Raw genomic sequence first — 18,630 nt, forward strand, 5'->3', positions numbered from 1 at the left:
TAATGGAAACCAACTTCTCTTTTCTTCAAGCCTTTCCAACCTTATTCAAACAGGTTCAATTTGCAGAGCGTTATTTTTCTGAAGATCCGAATACGTCAATGTATAAACTCCGCCAGTTTGGCGAGTTCTTAGCCAAGCAAATTGCCGTACGTTTTCGTTTGGCACTGCCTGAAAATATCACGCAAAATGATCGTTTAAAAGCATTGAAAGAATGTCGCCTTGATCGTGAGATTTTGTCAATGTTTCATTTTCTCAAAAATGCAGGTAATGAAGCTGTTCACGAAGGGATTGAAGATAGTCAAAAAGCAATTACGGCAATGATTGCAGCTTGGCAGCTTTCTATTTGGTTTGTTCGTACCTTTGGCGATAATATGGCAAATTTTGAGCCTGTACCGTTTTGTCCGGATTATTTACAAGCGGTAAGAAGCAATGAAAATCCTGCAAAATACACCGAAAATCCGACTGCTTCGCAACAGGAAGAACAGCAATTAGTCGAAGCTAATCAAGCAGAAATTCAAGCCATTTCCACCGCACTTTCAAACCAAAGCGAAGAAGAAAAACAAGCCTTTGATGTGGCGCGCGAAAAACGTGCAGCACAAGCCTTTGAGCGTTTGAAGAATTATGAATTACGTTTGTTGGACGAAAAACAAACTCGCCTTTTGATGATTGACCCTATGTTGCGAGAAGCCGGCTGGGAAGCCGATAGTGAAAATTTGGATTATCGAAAAGGTGTTCGCCCTGAAAAAGGACGTTATCTTGCCATTGCTGAATATCCGGTGGGGAAAGATCGTGCAGATTATGTGCTTTTTTGTGGGTTAGTGCCTGTAGCCATTGTGGAAGCAAAAAAGGCGAATGTGAATGTTGCCGGTAAAGTTGCACAAGCGGAGCGTTATGCGAAACAGTTTGAGATCACAGAAAATTTAACCGCACCTTGGGTGTTGGCGAAACGGACTGTCGCTTGGGCTTCAGATGAAGGTGCCAATGATGGCTTGCATTTTTATGTACCCTTTGTGTATTCCTGTAATGGTAAACCTTATCTTAAGCAACAGCTAGAACTGTCGGGGACGTGGTTTAGAGATGTTCGTCAGCCGTCTAATCTTAAGCGTGCGTTACAACAATTTCATACACCAGATGTATTATTGGAAATGTTAAAAAAAGATGAAGAACAAGCAACGCAAAAACTCGAAAATGAACCCTTTGATTTCTTGGGGCTACGACCTTATCAAGAGAAAGCTATCCAAGCGGTAGAGCAGAACTTGAGTGAGGGTAAACGAGAAATGTTGCTGGCAATGGCAACGGGAACAGGGAAAACTCGGACAATTACAGGATTAATTCACCGCTTTTTAAAAACGGATCGTTTTCGCCGAATTCTTTTTTTGGTGGATAGAACCGCACTGGCGGAGCAAGCGGAAGATACCTTTGGTGGGATGAACGTGGAACCCAACCAAACCTTAAATACGTTGTATAACTTTGCGGTGAATGGTGTGGTTGAACCTGAAACGAAAGTGAAGGTGGCGACGGTACAATCTTTGGTAAAACAGATTTTTTATTCGGGCGAAGCACCGGCAATTGATCAATTTGACTGTATTATTGTGGACGAAGCCCATCGTGGCTATACGCTTGATCAAGAAATGACAGATGGTGAGTTAGAATTTCAAGATAATGAGCAATATTTATCCACGTATCGCCGAGTGTTAGATTATTTTGATGCAGTAAAAATTGGTTTGACGGCAACCCCTGCTCTACACACCAAAGAAATTTTTGGTGAGCCTGTTTTTGTCTATTCTTACAAAGAAGCGGTGATTGATGATTATTTGGTCGATCACGAGCCTCCGATAGAGATTAAGACGAAACTTAATCAAGATGGTATTCATTTTGAGCGTGGCGAGCAGTTAGAATTTATCGACACCGGTACAGGTGAAGTGGTATTAAGTGAACTTGCCGATGAGCAAAATTTTGATGTAGAGAGTTTTAATCGCACGGTATTAAATGACAGTTTTAATCAAGTGGTTTGTGAAGGTTTACTGGATTATCTTGATCCTTTTGGCAGCGAAAAAACCTTGATTTTCTGTGCGACAGATCTACACGCTGATAAGATTAAAGGCATATTAGATACCTTATTCAAACAAAAATATGGTGATGAGTATAATACCAATGCCGTGGCGAAAATTACGGGGCAAGCGGATAAACCTAATACGCTTATCAAATATTTTAAAAACGAACGTTACCCGAATATCGCCATTACGGTGGATTTGCTTTCTACGGGGATTGATGTACCGGAGATTTGCAATTTAGTCTTTTTACGCCGTGTAAAATCTCGTGTGCTTTATGAACAGATGAAAGGTCGAGCGACACGTAAATGTGAAGCATTAGGGAAAACAGTGTTCCATATTTACGATGCGGTGGGTTTATGCCGAGCAATGGCAAGTGTGGATACCATGAAACCGATAGTGAAGAACGTTCATCAACCCATTTCGCAATTAGTGGAAGAATTACAAGCGGTAGGAAAAATTGAAAATAATGCAAACCCACTAGCCAATGAACATCAGCAGGCATTACTTGAACAAATTAGCCAAAAAATTATGCGATTGCTGCGTAAAGCGGACAAAATGGCAGAAAAAAGCCCACAGATGAAGGAAAATCTCGCTATTCTTGAACAGGAATGGGGTGTAAAACCTAATTTGTTGCATAAACATTTACTTAAGATTGGCGTTCAAGGGGCGGTACAATTTTTCGAAAAACATCGCAATATCTTAACCGAATTTAACCGCTTGCAAGCTATGTTACCAAGCGAACGAATGCCGGTGATTTCTACGCACGAAGATGAAGTGCGAGAAATTACCCCAATCTACGGAAAGGGCGAAAGTGCGGACGATTATTTGCAAGAATTTATGGCCTATATTCAACAGCATAGTAACGACAGTGTTGCGATACAGGTAATTATTAACCGCCCTCGCAATCTTACTCGTCAGCAGCTTAAAGAGATTGAGCTTGCTTTAGATGCACAGGGGTTTAGTAAAGCGAAACTGAATAAAGCAATGGGGCAAAAAACGAACCGTCACATTTCCGCCGGTATTGTGGCGCATATCCGCCGTGCGGCGATTGGCGAGAGTCTTGTTCCTTTTGAACAGCGTGTTGATCATGCGATTGAAAAATTGTGCCAAGCACATTCATTTAAACCCAACCAACAAAAATGGTTAGAGCGGATCGCAAAACAGCTTAAACAAAATCACGATGAAATCTTAGATCGTAGTCGTTTAACCGAGCTATTCCAAGGACAATTTAGTGGTATTCGAGCCGAATTTGGTGAAACATTAGATGAGTTATTGGCAGAATTAAATGAGGGGCTATGGGATAAAACAGGGTAGGTTTGAATGCTTAAGCAAAACTTAAGCTAAGCGGTCGAAAAACATCTAAATTTTGTAAATTAATTAGAATAGTAGATAGTGCAAGTGATGTTGGTAAAAGGTAAATAATGTGATTTATCCAAAAGAGATTATTGAGTTATACGAACAATTGTGTTTGCAAGAAAGTGAAAGCCAACGAATATAAGCTAAACGATGTTCAGATACTGTTAGTGATTCAGTTATGCAAACAGTATGTGCTTTTGCAAATGAAGTCGGTTTGGAATATGGTTATTTATTACTAGGAGTTAGTGAGCCTGATGATGAGCATAAAAATTATTGGGTTTCAGGTGTTTCTGACTCTGATCGTGTATTAGATCAAATTCTAACAAATTGTCGTAATCAATTTAAAGTTGTAGTTAATATTGATGCAGGAATGGCAATTATTGAAAATAAAACGGTAATTGCTGTAAAAGTATTTGAATTAGATCCAGCTTCTAAACCTTGTAGCTTTTTATCTAGTGGAAAAAATAAAAAGAATTTTACTAAAACAGGCATTTGGCGAAGAGGACTTAATGGAGATTATGAAGCCACGGTAGATGAGTTACAAAGCATTTATTCTCAAAAACAAGGGCTTTCTTACGAAAATACGTTTTTACCCAATGTTACTTGGGATGATATTGATCCTGAAAAAATAGAGGAGTATCGTCGTTTACGTAGGAAAGTGCGACAAGACTCTCCAGAGTTAGATTATGATGATGTGACTTTACTTGATACATTTAATTTAATTCGCCAAAAAGATGGTGCTATTCAGCCAAATATTGCGGGGTTATTGTTATTTGGTACAAATGTTGCATTAAGAAAACATTTACCAATGATTAGAGTGGATTATATTAGGCATCGAGGTTCTCAATGGATCGATGATGAACAGCGTTTTCTTTACACCAAAGATTTTAGAGAATCTCTATTGACTTTAATACCTCGTTTAGAAGCAATGATCTTAGACGATATACCAGAATATTTTAATTTGGAAGAAAATGCTTTATAAAGAACAGATAGACCATTTTTACCACAAAAAGTTGTGCGTGAAGCGGTGGTTAATATGGTTATGAATAGAGATTATGCTGTAAATCAGCCCTCGCAAGTTAATCGCTTTAGTAATCGTCTTGAATTACAAAATGCAGGATATTCTTTAAAACCATTAGAAGATTTAGGAAATGCAAAATCTATTACTCGAAACCCATTAATTGCTGCGGTTTTGTATGATTTAAAATTTGCAGAAACAAAAGGTAGTGGTGTAAACACTATGCGTTCCTTGCTAAAAAAGGCAAAACTTAGCCCACCTATTTTTCACAGTAATCAAGATAATAATCAATTTAAAGCGACACTGTTGTTACAACATTTGATGCGTGAAGAGCAATTAGAATGGCTAAAATTATTTTCAGAATATAATTTATCGGATAATGAAGCTGTTGCGTTGGTATTAGCTCGAGAAACGGGTTTTGTTGATAATTCAGGCCTAAGGGAAATATCAGGTCTTGATACATTAGCAGCAAGTAAATTACTTGGTAAGTTAAGAGATAAACATCTTTTAGATAAGTTTGGAAAAGGACAATATACTTTTTATCTGCTATCAGACTTAGCATCTAATATAGATGACAAACCTACTAAGCTAGATGATAAACCTACTAAGTTAGATGATAAACCTACTAAGTTAGATGATAAACCTACTAAGTTAGATGAGTTACTTGAGGATTTAGGTAATAGAAGTTCTTTTGGACAAATTAGTATAGTGATTGCAATGTTGTGTTTAGAACAGCCTTGTTCAGCAGAGTTTATTGCTGAAAAATTAAATAGAAATCAGCAATATGTATCCAAAAATTACTTGAAAAAACTAATTGATAGTTGGTATCTCACTTATATTTATCCCGAACAACCAAATCATCCAGAGCAAGCCTATCGAACAACAGATAAAGGCAGAGAATGGCTGACCGAAAAAGGAATTATTAATGACAAACAATGAAATAGTCCAAAAACTTTGGAATTTGTGTGATGTGCTACGTGATGATGGCATTAACTACAACGACTATTTAACCGAATTGGTGATGTTGCTGTTTATTAAAATGGTGCACGAAAAAGAGCAATTATTTATTGAAGAGAAAACGGAATTTAAACCGTTATTACCCGAAGGCTGCCGTTGGGAAGATTTAAGCGGTAAATCAGGTATCAATCTTTTAGATAACTATCGCCGTATGTTGCTTGTGCTTTCAACGGGTAAAGAAAATGATGAGATCGTTCATAATAACCCGTTATTGTTAGCGATTTATGCCAATGCAAAAACCTCATTAACGCAACCAAAGCATTTAGAGCAATTAGTGCGTAACTTTGATGAAATGGATTGGTTCTCGGCGCAAAAAGATGGTTTGGGCGATTTATATGAGGGATTGCTTGAAAAGAATGCCACTGAAACGAAATCAGGTGCAGGGCAATATTTTACGCCACGTGCATTGATTAATTTGATGGTGCGTTGTATTAACCCCGTGGTTGGAGAGGTAATTCAAGATCCTGCCGCTGGAACAGCCGGCTTTTTGATTGCTGCCGACCAATATATGCGCAACAAAACCGATGATTATTTTGATTTAAGCGAACAAGATCGTCATTTTCAAATTCACGAAGCCTTTAAAGGGGTGGAGTTAGTGACCAATACTCGTCGCCTTGCGTTAATGAACTGTTTATTACACGGTATTGAAGGTGGTTCAGAAGGGGCGGTTATTCAAGGTAACAGCTTAGGTGATGTAGGCAAAAATTTAAAACCTGCTGATATTATCCTTGCGAATCCGCCATTTGGCACCAGTAAAGGCGGTGATGCGGCGATAACCCGTGATGATTTAACCTTTGAAACGACTAATAAACAGCTGGCTTTCTTGCAGCATATCTATCGTAATTTAAAAGAAGGTGGACGCGCGGCGGTAGTGTTGCCGGATAATGTTTTGTTTGAAGCCGGTAAAGGGACGGATATTCGCAAAGATTTAATGGATAAATGTCATTTGCATACGATTTTGCGTTTACCAACGGGGATTTTTTATGCTCAGGGTGTGAAAACTAATGTGCTGTTTTTTGACAAAGTCAGTAACGATGCGGAAAATTCAACTCAAAAAACGTGGGTTTATGATTTACGTACAAATATGCCGAGCTTTGGTAAACGTACTCCGTTTACAGAAAAATACCTTGAAGCCTTTGAAAAGGTATTTAATCCGACCGAGCTTGATGTCAATAAGGCGAATATAATGACGATTTTGAGTGCTCGCCAAGAAGGGGAGTGGAGCTATACCGAAGGGGAACAAACAGCGGAAAATAGCCGTTGGAAATGTTTTGATCGTACTTATATTCGTGATGTAAAAGGCGATAGTTTAGATATTAGCTGGCTTAAAGATAATGCTGCTGTTAGCAGTGAAGATTTGCCTGAGCCAGAAGAGCTGATTGCGGAAGCAAAAGCCGAATTGGAAGCAGCCCTTGCAGGGTTAGATGAACTATTCGCAGAATTAACCACAAAATAGGATAAACAAAATGTTAGCCAAATTAGACCGCTTGCTCCGTCAAGCAAACATTCCTTTGACCGATCAGCAAAAACAGCAGTTGGTTGATTTCGTGAAATTATTGGATAAATGGAACAAGGCGTATAACCTCACTTCTGTGCGTAATCCTGATGAAATGTTGGTTAAGCATATTATGGATAGCCTTGTGGTAAGCCAACATTTACAGGGGCAACAGTTTATTGATGTGGGAACAGGTCCGGGGTTACCGGGTATTCCGCTGGCGATAGCTAATCCCGACAAACAGTTTGTGTTGTTAGACAGCTTAGGCAAACGTATTACCTTTATCAAAAATGCTATTCGAGAGCTAAAACTGACTAATGTAACACCTGTGTTAAGTCGGGTTGAAGAGTATCAAGAGCAACAATTTGACGGCGTATTAAGCCGAGCTTTTGCCTCTCTAAATGATATGGTTGATTGGTGCTACCATTTACCGAATACAAGCGGTCATTTTTATGCGTTAAAAGGACAATATCAGCCAGAAGAGTTGGCAGAAGTGGGCAAACCGATTGAGTTGGTGGACATAATTAAATTGAACGTACCTGAGTTAGTTGGAGAGCGACATTTGGTGGTATTGAATAGATAATAATAGGTACAGTGGTAGTGTAATAGACAAAATAGTTTTCAAAAAGTAGATTAATTCCTTGTAATATAGTGCTAATTCAACTTTTAGTAACCATTTTGTCTACTATGTTTTTTCTTCCAACCCCTATCTTCCTGCCCTCGCCACAAACGCTGAATATTATCGTGATGGCGATAGACTAATAGACAACAAACTAATGCGACAGGGAATGTTAATTCAGGGCTAAACCACCAAATATAAAGTGGAACGATCAATGCTGTAATAACTGCACTTAGCGATGAATAACCAGAAATCAAAAAAACGAACAACCACGTTCCCACCGCTAATCCAGCAACTGAATAGCCCATTGGAATGATTGCTCCAAAGGCAGTTGCAACCCCTTTGCCACCTTGGAACTTAAAGAAAACGGGGAAAATATGTCCAAGACAAGCTGCCAAAGCAATAAAGCCAATCACCGAAATTGGCAGTTCTAAATAAAAACCAAGAGAAACAGGTAGCATACCTTTTAAGATGTCCGCCATTAAAACACCTAATGCCGATAACTTTCCGCCTATGCGTAGGACGTTTGTTGCCCCTGGGTTATGTGATCCGTGTTCTCGTGGATCGGGTAGTCCTGCTAATCGACAAAAAATGACGGCACTTGAAATAGAACCAAGCAAATATGCCCCTAAAATCAGTAAATAAGCAATAACGCTCATTTTTTCCCCTTATTTGTTGCTTACTTTGTGCTATATTTTACCTTAACTTTCAAAAAGAAAAACAAGGAAAGATCCGATGACTGATAAAGTTTTTATTCACGAACTCACCGTTTTTGCATCTATTGGGGCTTATGAGTGGGAACATACCATTAAACAACGTTTAGTTTTCAATATTGAAATGGCGTGGGATTTTAGCCGAGCTGTCGCAGATGATGATGTACAGTACTGCTTAAGTTATGCGGAAGTTTCACAAAAGATCCTTGATTTTGTTGAAAATACACCGTTTAAGTTGGTTGAAACCGTTGCTTATCGAGTGGCCAAACTACTGCAACACGAGTTTGGAGTGAAATCATTACGCATTGAATTACACAAGCCTAAAGCAGTTGCTCAAGCCTCAAGTGTTGGTGTAATTGTTGAACGATAAAGCGTACTATTATTACTAAATGCGATCTAGATCACAGTTATCCCATTGATTTCTCATTATAATTTTCGCCCCTAATTTTTAGCATAAAGGAGCATTCTATGTCTACAATGATCGATATCCAAGAACGTTTAATCGAACTTGTTGCAGAAAAACAAAGCCCTGTTGTTCAAGCGGTTGTGGAGCAGTTAATTCGACAAAACAATAAAGCATACTTTTCTGCAGAACAGGTCACCACATTTTGTCAAACATTCAACCTATCCCCTGTCGAACTTGCTTTAGAATGCTTACCTATTGCGGCTTGCTACGCTAGAGTGCCTGTTTCTCATTTTTTTGTAGGGGCTGTGGCGATTGGCAAATCAGGGAATTTCTATTTTGGGGCAAATCAAGAATTTGAGAGCGATGCGATGCAACAAACTGTTCACGCAGAGCAAAGTGCCGTTTCACACGCTTGGATCGCAGGGGAAACTGCATTAACCGATATGGTGGTAAACTACACTCCTTGCGGACACTGTCGCCAATTTATGAATGAACTCAATAGTGCTAAACAACTAAAAATTCATTTACCACATAGTCAAAATAATTTATTACACAGTTACCTGCCAGATGCTTTTGGACCAAAAGATTTACAGATTGACAAGGTTTTATTCGATCCTCAACAAAATGGCTTTGAAGCAAGTGGCGATGCGTTACAACAAGCGGCAATTTCGGCGGCAAATCTTGCGTATGCGCCTTATAGTAAAGCGGTGAGTGGGGTAGCATTACAGTGTGGTGAACAGATTATCACGGGACGCTATGCAGAAAATGCGGCATTCAATCCAAGTTTCTTGCCGTTACAAAGTGCTTTAAATTTCCGTCGAATGCAAGGTTTAGAAGGTGTGACAATTTCAAGGGTTATTCTTGCTGAAAAATATGCGGTACTCAGCCATCGAGCAATGACCGAGAGTTTGGTAAAAAACTTACTTAACTTACCGCTTGAATATGTCAAACTTTAACAATAATGTTAAGATCATCGCGAATATTTCTTAGCAGATTTTGATTGAAGCTAAAGAAATGTAAAATAATGTATTTATGATGCTAAAAAACAGAGATAAAATACTACAACTTTGCAACATTTGTTCGCTATCGTAGTCATAGTAGCAGAGCAATTCAAACAAACTGAAGGTAATCTAATGCAAAATCCACAAATTCTTATTGTTGAAGATGAAGCTGTTACGAGAAGTACATTAAAAAGCGTATTTGAAGCGGAAGGCTATGATGTATTTGAAGCCACTGACGGCAATGAAATGAACATCATCTTAGATAATCACGAAATTAACCTTGTGATTATGGATATCAATTTACCAGGCAAAAATGGCTTAATGCTTGCTCGAGAACTTAGAGAAAACACCGATATTGCATTAATGTTTTTGACTGGACGTGATAACGAAGTGGATAAAATTTTAGGGCTAGAGATCGGGGCTGACGATTACATTACTAAGCCGTTCAATCCTCGTGAACTCACCATTCGTGCAAGAAATTTACTACAACGCACAATGGAGGAAAAAGACAAAATAGTCAAAGATCCACATCATACCGAAAGTTATAGCTTTAATGGCTGGACCTTAGATGTAAATAGTCGCAGTTTGATTAACCCTGAAAATGAGGTAATTAAACTTCCTCGTAGTGAGTTTAGAGCCTTACTTCACTTCTGTGAAAATCCAGGGAAAATCCAGACACGTGAAGATCTGTTAAAACGAATGACAGGACGTGAATTGAAACCTCACGATCGTACCGTTGATGTGACGATCCGTCGTATCCGTAAACACTTTGAAGATCACCCAAATACCCCAGAAATTATCGTGACTATTCACGGTGAAGGGTATCGGTTCTGTGGGGAGTTCGTTTAGTTAGTAAAAATTAAAAAATACGGTCACACGTCTAATATATAAACATTTTAATAGTTATGGAAACTTAGAGAGAATGCAATAGGAATAGTCTTATTGCATTTTTAGCATCATGGCTAGTTAGTCTTACATATTATTAGACCTTCCTTAAGATATTCTTCGTCATTATTAAATTTACTCCATAAATGAGTAAAATCGTTAAAAATCATAAAGACTTCTTTTATACCCATGAATCATTAGGTGAAATATTTATTTGATAACTGTAATATATCTCTTTTAGAGATTATCATATATAAATTAGTTAATAAGTATATTATAAATAATTAAGATATTTTTATGGAAAAAATATATTCAGCCCCCATTACCGTACTCGGTGCCGGTTCATACGGCACTGCATTGGCGATTGCACTTTCTCGTAATGGGCATAAAACATACCTTTGGGGACATAATCCGCAAAAAATGGCTCAAATGGCTGTAAGGCGTATGAATGAGGAGTTTCTACCCGGTATTCCATTTCCAGAGCCATTAGAGATTGAAAGCGATCTTGCAACGGCATTAACTCGCTCAAAAGATATTTTAATTGTCGTGCCTAGCCACGTTTTTTCTGAAGTTCTACAACAAATTCAACCATTATTAACTTCTGAACATCGTATTATGTGGGCGACAAAAGGGTTAGAGCGAGACACTGGAAGATTGTTGCAAGAAGTGGCTTTGCAAATTTTAGGTGATCGCTATCCGCTAGCGGTGCTTTCTGGACCGACTTTTGCAAAAGAGTTAGCTCAAGGATTACCGACTGCTATTGCTCTTTCTTCCACTGATCCTCAGTTTGCCGATGAAATGCAACAGCGTATTCATTGCTCAAAAGCCTTTCGGGTTTATTTGAATAGTGATATGGTTGGCGTACAGCTCGGTGGGGCGATTAAAAATGTGATTGCGATTGGTACAGGGATTTCAGATGGAATGGGCTTTGGGGCAAATGCTCGCACTGCATTAATTACACGGGGATTAGCAGAGATTAGTCGTCTAGGGCTGTCTTTAGGGGCAAATCCCACCACCTTTATAGGTATGGCAGGGCTTGGTGATTTGGTGCTAACCTGTACCGACAATCAATCTCGCAACCGCCGTTTTGGTTTAATGCTTGGACAAGGGAGAAATGCTCAAGAGGCGATGGCTGAAATTGGGCAGGTCGTTGAGGGGTTTTATAATACCAAAGAGGCCTATTTACTGGCTCAAAAACAAGGCATTGAGATGCCGATTGTGGAACAAATTTATCAGATGTTGTTCTGTGGCAAGCACGCCAGTGATGTTGCTAAAACGCTTTTAGGTCGTGAACGAAAAGGGGAATAAAGATGACAAACCAACCGCTTGATCTTATTTGGCAGAATATTCGTAATGAAGCACAAGAGCTTGCAAATAGTGAGCCGATGCTTGCCAGTTTTTTTCACGCAACCATTCTGAAACATCATCATTTAGGCGATGCGTTAAGCTATATTTTGGCAAACAAACTGGCAAATGCGATTATGCCAGCGATTGCATTGAAAGGGATCATTGAAGAAGCCTATCAAGCAAATCCGCAAATTATTGCCAGTGCTGCCTGCGATATTGAAGCTGTTCGTACTCGAGATCCTGCGGTCGATAAATGGAGTACGCCTTTGCTTTATCTCAAAGGCTATCACGCTTTGCAAAGCTATAGAGTTACCCATTATTTGTGGCAACAAGGGCGAAAAGCGTTGGCTATTTATCTGCAAAATGAGATTTCTGTTGCTTTTGATGTGGATATTCACCCTGCGGCTCGTGTTGGTTGTGGCATTATGTTAGACCACGCCACGGGGATTGTGGTGGGAGAAACGGCGGTGATCGAAAACGATGTGTCTATTTTGCAAGGTGTAACGCTAGGTGGTACAGGTAAAGAACACGGAGATCGCCACCCGAAAATTCGTGAAGGCGTGATGATTGGGGCTGGGGCTAAAATTTTAGGTAATATTGAGATTGGTCGTTACTCAAAAATTGGGGCAAATTCGGTGGTATTACAAGCGGTGCCTGAATATGCCACTGCAGCTGGTGTCCCTGCTCGAATTATTGGGCATTCTCAACAACAAAAACCCGCTTTTGAAATGAATCAATATTTTGATGATACCAATAGATCAATTGAGATAGATATTAAATAATGGGGCTGACCTAGATTAGTATGCTAGCTAATCTACGTCAGCCCCTTAAATTTTATATGCTCACTGATAACATAAAGAGAGTACCTAGTAGCTTTTTCATAGTTTAGTCCTTGTTATAAGGTTGAAGTAAAAGCTGGAAGCCATTCTTCCGCACTTCCATCGTGGTCAAAATTATTCACCACGTCAATGCGTAGAGATTCGCATACTTGTGTCGCCCCTTTGGCAGTTAAGCCTTGTTCAACAAGATTGACGGCATTGCAGAAAGTGTCGTAATCGGAACTGCCTAATCCGACAACCCCAAATTTCATCTGGCTGAGATCAAGATTGCTTTCGGCAAGTTGTTGGAAAAGGGGTTGGATATTTTCAGGCAGTTCTCCTGCACCGTGTGTTGATGTGACGACTAACAGGGCAGTTTGATGTTGAATATCGGCTAATTCGGCTTGGTTAAACAGCCCAACCTGATAGCCTTGTTCAGTGAGAACATCATTGAGATGATCGGCGACATACTCCGCACCGCCTAAGGTGCTACCGGTGATGATACAAATAGATTTCGACATAGCATACTCATATTGTAAAAAAATCGACTTATTCTAGAAGAATTGTTATAAAGAATAAAGCAGTTTTACATCAAGGAAAGAGAATATGAGCCGTATTACATTGTTAGTTCCAAATAAAACATATCAAGCAGAAGTGATGGCATATCGACAGGCTTTTTCAAATAATGCAATTGATGGCGGAGCAATGTTAGAGAAATTTGATGATTTCTCTCAATGGCTGGATTATTTAGCACAACCTGAAGGCTATCTGACCGCTTGGGGATTTAACAAGGTGCAAGACTCGACCTATCTTGCGTGGCATACACAATTACATCGAGTGGTTGGAATAATTAATATCCGCCACAATCTCAATAACGACTATCTGCGACAATTTGGCGGACATATCGGGTATTCCATACACCCTGACTTTCGCAAGCAAGGCTACGGCTCGGAAATGTTGAAATTAGCTTTAGCAAAGGTAAAAACGCTGGGCTTGGATAAAGTGCTAATTACCTGTGAAAAAAGTAATGTTGGTTCTGAAAAGGTGATTTTAAATAACGGTGGAAAGTTTGAGTCTATTGTTGAGCTCAATCAAGTCAAAAGAATGAAACGGTTTTGGATTGAGGTGTTGTAATATATATTTGTAGGGGCGGACCGATGTGTCCGCCCATAAAATTTTCAGTAGCTTATTTTCACTATTTCCCAACCAACTCCGCTCTTACAATCGAAGCCCCTTGGCTCAAAGCATTGAGTTTTGCACGAGCGATGTGGCGTGGCATAGGTGCCATTCCGCAGTTGGTGCTTGGGTAGAGTTTATCTGCATCAACAAATTGCAACGCTTTGCGGAGCGTATCTGCGACTTGTTCTGGCGTTTCGACTACGTTGGTGGCAACATCAATTACCCCGACCATCACGGTTTTGCCACGCACTAATTCGAGCAAGTCCATCGGTACTTTTGAATTTTGGCATTCAAGTGAGATGATGTCGATTTTAGATTGTTGCAGTTTCGGGAAGCTCTCTTCGTATTGACGCCATTCGTTGCCGAGTGTTTGCTTCCAGTCGGTGTTAGCTTTGATACCGTAGCCATAGCAGATATGCACAGCCGTTTGGCACTTCAAGCTTTCCGCCGCACGCTCTAGTGCCGCTACCCCCCAGTCGTTAAGCTCGTCAAAAAAGACGTTAAATGCGGGTTCGTCAAATTGAATAATATCCACGCCTGCCGCTTCTAACTCTTTTGCTTCTTCATTGAGAATTTTGGCAAATTCCCAAGCTAATTTTTCACGGCTTTTGTAGTGACCATCATACAGCGTGTCGATCATTGTCATAGGGCCAGGTAACGCCCATTTGATCGGCTTATCGGTGTGCTGGCGTAGGAATTTCGCATCTTCTACAAATACAGATTTTGGACGGCGAACCGTTCCAACCACACTGGGTACACTTGCATCATAGCGATTGCGGATCCGCACGATTTCACGCTTGGTAAAATCCACGCCTTCTAAATGTTCAATAAAAGTTGTCACAAAGTGCTGACGGGTCTGCTCGCCATCGCTGACAATATCAATTCCAGTTGCATTTTGCTCCGCAAGAGCAATTAACAACGCATCACGTTTCGCTTGTAACAGCTCATCACCACTGAATTTCCACTCAGACCATAGTTTTTCAGGCTCAGCAAGCCAAAAGGGTTTCGGCAGACTGCCCGCAGTAGAAGTAGGTAAAAGAATTTTGCTCATTATTTATGTTGTCCTTTATTTATTATTTTTCATTTAACCAAGCGTCTAACACCGTTTTATAAGGCTTGATGAAATGCTCTTCGGCATATTTACCTTGTTGGACGGCAAGTTGAGCTCGTTCGACACGGTCATATTCAACTTTAGTCAGAGAATAATCTTTACTCGTCAGGCTAGGTTTGTAAACCTGCCCTGCCACCGAGTTAGCGTTATATATTTCTGGGCGGTAGATTTTCTGGAACGCTTCCATAGTTGCAATGGTGCTGATTAGCTCAATGTTGGTATAGTCGTTCAGCAAGTCCGCTTTTTCATCAAAATAGAACGCATAGGGTGCGACGGATTTTGGTGGCATAAAGTAACGCACTTTCAAGCCCATTTTTGCAAAGTAGGCATCGGTTAGCGAGTAGTCGTTTTGTTCATATTCCACGCCCAAAATCGGGTGAATATTGGTCGTTTTGTGGTAAGTACGAGTGGTTGCTACGCTCAAGCAGATCACTGGTGGCTTTTTGAATTGTGCGGTATATTCAGGTGAAGCCAACAAATATTTGAACAATTTGCCGTGCAGATCGCCGTAGCCTTCCGGCACGGTAAATTCAGGCTTATCTTTGTTGTGATCGATCAGTAACACACTAAAATCGTAGTCACGCACAAAAGAAGAAAAGCTGTTGCCCACAATGCCGTCAATGGTTTTACCCGTTTTTTTATCAATCACAGATGTTTTGAGCCATTCTAACGCTGAGAAAAATTTGCCTGTACCTTCTACATCAATATCAATCGAAACAATATCCAAATTGACGGAGTAACGATCCGAAGTGGGATTATCCCAGTTCGCCAAATCGTTAAAACGTTTATCGATCATTGCAATAGCGTTTTGCAGGTTTTCTTTACGGTTCTCGCCACGGGCAAGGTTGGCAAAGTTGGTGGTTAAGCGAGTGCTGTTCGCTGGTTCATAGTTTTCATCAAATCTTTCAGTATGCACACGGCATTGGAATTGGGTTGTCATTCTATTCTTCCTACTCATTTTGTTAAGATAATGTGAATTAAATCACAACTTTCTATTGAATAAAAATGATAGATTTTGGTGTTTATTATGAAAATAATTCAAGTTTGATGGTGAGGGAGATATAGTTCATATTGAGAAATCAAAGATTATGCAAAGATATAACCCCCTCTTTCGTTCTTTTTTTGTATAATGCCAACATTTCATCCCTGACTTCCTTTCCCCCGCAAGCGGGGGAAGGTGCCGAAGGCGGAAGGGGGGGATACAAGCGGTCAAATTGAACTAAATTTTGCAAATAGAGAAAAGATTATGTTTGAGAACCTATCCGACAGACTATCCAAAACCCTAAAAAACATTACGGGGAAAGGGCGTTTAACCGAAGATAATATTAAAGATACCCTGCGTGAAGTGCGTATGGCGTTGTTAGAAGCCGATGTGGCTTTGCCTGTGGTACGTGAGTTTATCAATAAAGTCAAAGAGCGTGCTATTGGTGAAGAAGTCAATAAGAGCTTAACACCAGGGCAAGAGTTCCTAAAAATCGTGCAAGCTGAGCTTGAAAAAGCGATGGGAGAAGCAAACGAAGGGCTGAACCTTGCCACCCAACCGCCAGCGGTGATTTTAATGGCTGGTTTACAAGGTGCGGGTAAAACCACGTCTGTTGGTAAATTGGCGAAATTCTTAAAAGAACGCCATAAGAAAAAAGTGCTTGTGGTCTCTGCCGACGTTTATCGTCCAGCGGCGATTAAACAGCTTCAAACGTTGGCTGAAGCATTAAAAGTCGATTTCTTCCCGGCAGAAACCTCGCAAAAACCGGTTGATATTGCAGAAGCGGCATTAAAACACGCCAAGCTCAATTTCTTTGATGTGTTAATTGTCGATACCGCAGGTCGCTTGCACGTTGATGGCGAGATGATGGAAGAGATCCAGCAAATTCACTCGGTGTTAAACCCGATTGAAACCTTGTTTACTGTCGATGCAATGACAGGTCAAGATGCGGCAAACACGGCAAAAGCCTTTAATGAAGCCTTGCCGCTTACAGGGGTGATTTTAACCAAAGTCGATGGTGATGCTCGTGGTGGTGCGGCGTTATCTATTCGTCAAATTACTGGTAAACCGATTAAATTCTTAGGGGTTGGTGAGAAAACCGATGCCCTTGAACCGTTCCACCCTGATCGTATCGCTTCACGCATTTTAGGTATGGGCGATGTGCTGTCGTTGATTGAGGATTTACAACGTTCTGTCGATCAGGAAAAAGCCGAAAAAATGGCGGCAAAATTCAAGAAAGGCGATGATTTTACCCTTGATGATTTCCGTGAACAGCTGGTGGAAATGAAAAAAATGGGCGGTATGATGTCGATGCTTGATAAATTACCTGGGGCGAAGAATTTACCGGATCACGTTAAAAATCAAGTCGATGACAAAATGTTCATCAAAATGGAAGCAATCATCAACTCAATGACCCTGAAAGAGCGTGCTAATCCAGACATTATCAAAGGTTCACGCCGTCGCCGTATTGCGTTGGGTTCAGGTACGCAAGTGCAAGATGTGAATAAACTGCTCAAACAGTTTGACGAAATGCAACGTATGATGAAAAAAATGCGTAAAGGCGGTATGGCGAAAATGATGCGTGGTATGAAAGGAATGATGGGCGGTGGTCTTGGTGGTTTAGGTGGAATGTTTGGAAAGAGATAGTATTATTGAACAAGATGTATAAGATATAGATAACAGTGGTGCCGACTACCGGAATCGAACTGGTGACCTACTGATTACAAGTCAGTTGCTCTACCTACTGAGCTAAGTCGGCATTAGATAAGATGTCTTGAAAAGAGCGTGTATTGTAGTTATTTTTGTTAAAGTTGCAAGCTCTACCTGTCTAATTTGATAAAAAATTGCAGGGCAAGATCACATCTTTCTCAAATTTATGATCTAATACACCTTAATTATCCATATCAAATCAGGTTGTAAAATGAGCGTTTTTCGTTTTTTTGAAAATTTATCCGACCCACAAGCCTATAATCAAAAACACCACTTTTTAGACATCGTTTTTCTCGTCGTCAGTGCCGTGATTTCGGGGGCAAACAGCTGGACTGAAATCAAACTTTTTGGCGAATTACATTTGGATTGGTTGCGAAAATATCGTCCTTTTGAGTGTGGTATTCCTGTCGATGATACTATCGCTCGTGTAATAAAACGCATTAAATGCTTGAGACGTTTGAGGAGGTAAATGCGGAACGTCGTCGAATTGATGAGCGTTACTACCGTAAGCTGAAAGTGAGTGATTGGCTGAGCAAAGCGGAGGAATGGAAGGGGATAAAATCGATGTTGGAGGTGTGTCGCAAGCGGTCAGATAATGGCAAAGAATCGCAAGAAAAAGTCTTTTATATCAGTAGTTTGGATGTTGATGTTCAAATATTGGCGAAGTGCGTGCGAGGGCATTGGGAAGTGGAAAACAAAGCCCATTGGGTGCTAGATGTGGTCTATAAAGAAGACGAATGTGCTGTGACCGATGAATGGGGTGCGGAAAATCTGGCAATCTTGCGTCGATTAGCGTTGAACTTGGCTCGATTACACCCGAAAAAGCAGAGTATGAAAGGGAAATTGACCGCTGCTGGTTGGTCAGATGAATTTCGAGATGAGCTGTTGCTCGGCATGTAGGTTGAAAAATGGACAACAT

At 40.2% G+C, this 18,630-nt stretch carries 17 protein-coding genes, 1 tRNA gene and 1 pseudogene; 14 read left to right on the top strand and 5 right to left on the bottom strand.

The features are described from left to right. The first annotated feature begins 2 nt into the window (after window positions 1–2). From hsdR to rsmG, 5 genes and pseudogenes are all read left to right on the top strand, one after another. Entirely contained in the window at window positions 3–3,368 is a 3,366-nt protein-coding gene (gene hsdR, locus B0183_RS06410) for a type I restriction-modification system endonuclease (protein WP_078208535.1), read from the top strand. Between the two features lie 214 nt (window positions 3,369–3,582). Beyond that, a pseudogene (locus B0183_RS12725) lies at window positions 3,583–4,392 on the top strand (AlbA family DNA-binding domain-containing protein); the annotation flags it as partial. 54 nt (window positions 4,393–4,446) lie between these two features. Continuing rightward, window positions 4,447–5,367 (top strand): ATP-binding protein, encoded by a 921-nt coding sequence (locus B0183_RS12730; protein ID WP_234802042.1) that lies wholly within the window; start codon window positions 4,447–4,449, stop codon window positions 5,365–5,367. Beyond that, complete coding sequence (locus B0183_RS06420; protein ID WP_062924123.1) at window positions 5,354–6,901, top strand: class I SAM-dependent DNA methyltransferase; 1,548 nt, start codon at window positions 5,354–5,356, stop codon at window positions 6,899–6,901. Before B0183_RS12730 ends, B0183_RS06420 begins: the two co-directional genes overlap by 14 nt. A gap of 10 nt (window positions 6,902–6,911) precedes the next feature. Further along, a complete protein-coding gene (gene rsmG, locus B0183_RS06425; protein ID WP_062924124.1) occupies window positions 6,912–7,523 on the top strand; it encodes a 16S rRNA (guanine(527)-N(7))-methyltransferase RsmG in 612 nt (203 codons plus the stop codon). Window positions 7,524–7,606: 83 nt separating this feature from the next. Here the strand turns inward: rsmG and plsY are convergent, their stop codons facing one another. Further along, window positions 7,607–8,218 (bottom strand): glycerol-3-phosphate 1-O-acyltransferase PlsY, encoded by a 612-nt coding sequence (gene plsY, locus B0183_RS06430; RefSeq protein WP_021118563.1) that lies wholly within the window; start codon window positions 8,216–8,218, stop codon window positions 7,607–7,609. Window positions 8,219–8,294: 76 nt separating this feature from the next. Here plsY and folB point away from each other — a divergent pair, with 76 nt between their 5' ends. The 5 genes from folB (at window position 8,295) to cysE (ending at window position 12,693) form a co-directional block, all read left to right on the top strand. Continuing rightward, window positions 8,295–8,642: a dihydroneopterin aldolase gene (gene folB, locus B0183_RS06435; RefSeq protein WP_078208536.1), complete on the top strand. Its 348-nt coding sequence runs from the start codon at window positions 8,295–8,297 to the stop codon at window positions 8,640–8,642. Window positions 8,643–8,740: 98 nt separating this feature from the next. Continuing rightward, window positions 8,741–9,634: a cytidine deaminase gene (cdd, locus tag B0183_RS06440; RefSeq protein ID WP_005710890.1), complete on the top strand. Its 894-nt coding sequence runs from the start codon at window positions 8,741–8,743 to the stop codon at window positions 9,632–9,634. Between the two features lie 177 nt (window positions 9,635–9,811). After that, window positions 9,812–10,528 (top strand): two-component system response regulator ArcA, encoded by a 717-nt coding sequence (gene arcA / locus B0183_RS06445; RefSeq protein ID WP_021118562.1) that lies wholly within the window; start codon window positions 9,812–9,814, stop codon window positions 10,526–10,528. A 333-nt stretch (window positions 10,529–10,861) separates the two neighbouring features. Next, window positions 10,862–11,872 (top strand): NAD(P)H-dependent glycerol-3-phosphate dehydrogenase, encoded by a 1,011-nt coding sequence (gpsA, locus tag B0183_RS06450; RefSeq protein WP_021114335.1) that lies wholly within the window; start codon window positions 10,862–10,864, stop codon window positions 11,870–11,872. A gap of 2 nt (window positions 11,873–11,874) precedes the next feature. Beyond that, window positions 11,875–12,693 carry a serine O-acetyltransferase gene (gene cysE, locus B0183_RS06455; protein WP_078208537.1) on the top strand — a complete coding sequence of 273 codons (819 nt, stop codon included), beginning with the start codon at window positions 11,875–11,877 and terminating at the stop codon, window positions 12,691–12,693. Between the two features lie 113 nt (window positions 12,694–12,806). Here cysE and mioC read toward each other — a convergent pair whose 3' ends face one another. Beyond that, complete coding sequence (mioC, locus tag B0183_RS06460) at window positions 12,807–13,250, bottom strand: FMN-binding protein MioC (protein WP_005711085.1); 444 nt, start codon at window positions 13,248–13,250, stop codon at window positions 12,807–12,809. An 85-nt stretch (window positions 13,251–13,335) separates the two neighbouring features. Here mioC and B0183_RS06465 point away from each other — a divergent pair, with 85 nt between their 5' ends. After that, window positions 13,336–13,863, top strand: coding sequence for a GNAT family N-acetyltransferase (locus tag B0183_RS06465; RefSeq protein ID WP_021112901.1), 528 nt, complete (start codon window positions 13,336–13,338; stop codon window positions 13,861–13,863). Window positions 13,864–13,924: 61 nt separating this feature from the next. Here B0183_RS06465 and B0183_RS06470 read toward each other — a convergent pair whose 3' ends face one another. Together B0183_RS06470 and B0183_RS06475 are read right to left on the bottom strand one after the other, a co-directional pair. Further along, window positions 13,925–14,959, bottom strand: coding sequence for a methionine synthase (locus B0183_RS06470; RefSeq protein ID WP_021114331.1), 1,035 nt, complete (start codon window positions 14,957–14,959; stop codon window positions 13,925–13,927). Window positions 14,960–14,981: 22 nt separating this feature from the next. After that, window positions 14,982–15,959 carry a DUF1852 domain-containing protein gene (locus tag B0183_RS06475; RefSeq protein WP_021111403.1) on the bottom strand — a complete coding sequence of 326 codons (978 nt, stop codon included), beginning with the start codon at window positions 15,957–15,959 and terminating at the stop codon, window positions 14,982–14,984. A gap of 306 nt (window positions 15,960–16,265) precedes the next feature. Here B0183_RS06475 and ffh point away from each other — a divergent pair, with 306 nt between their 5' ends. Then, on the top strand, window positions 16,266–17,648 hold the full coding sequence (gene ffh / locus B0183_RS06480; RefSeq protein WP_078208538.1) for a signal recognition particle protein: 1,383 nt from the start codon (window positions 16,266–16,268) through the stop codon (window positions 17,646–17,648). A 36-nt stretch (window positions 17,649–17,684) separates the two neighbouring features. On the opposite strand, the gene B0183_RS06485 is transcribed toward ffh, so the two are convergent. Further along, window positions 17,685–17,760 (bottom strand) — tRNA-Thr (locus B0183_RS06485). Between the two features lie 162 nt (window positions 17,761–17,922). Here B0183_RS06485 and B0183_RS13110 point away from each other — a divergent pair. Further along, a complete protein-coding gene (locus B0183_RS13110) occupies window positions 17,923–18,180 on the top strand; it encodes a transposase family protein (RefSeq protein WP_234888058.1) in 258 nt (85 codons plus the stop codon). Next, complete coding sequence (locus B0183_RS06490; protein ID WP_412459327.1) at window positions 18,156–18,611, top strand: ISAs1 family transposase; 456 nt, start codon at window positions 18,156–18,158, stop codon at window positions 18,609–18,611. Before B0183_RS13110 ends, B0183_RS06490 begins: the two co-directional genes overlap by 25 nt. Window positions 18,612–18,630: the final 19 nt, after the last annotated feature.

This window comes from Glaesserella parasuis (assembly GCF_002015085.1).
Lineage (GTDB): Bacteria > Pseudomonadota > Gammaproteobacteria > Enterobacterales > Pasteurellaceae > Glaesserella > Glaesserella parasuis.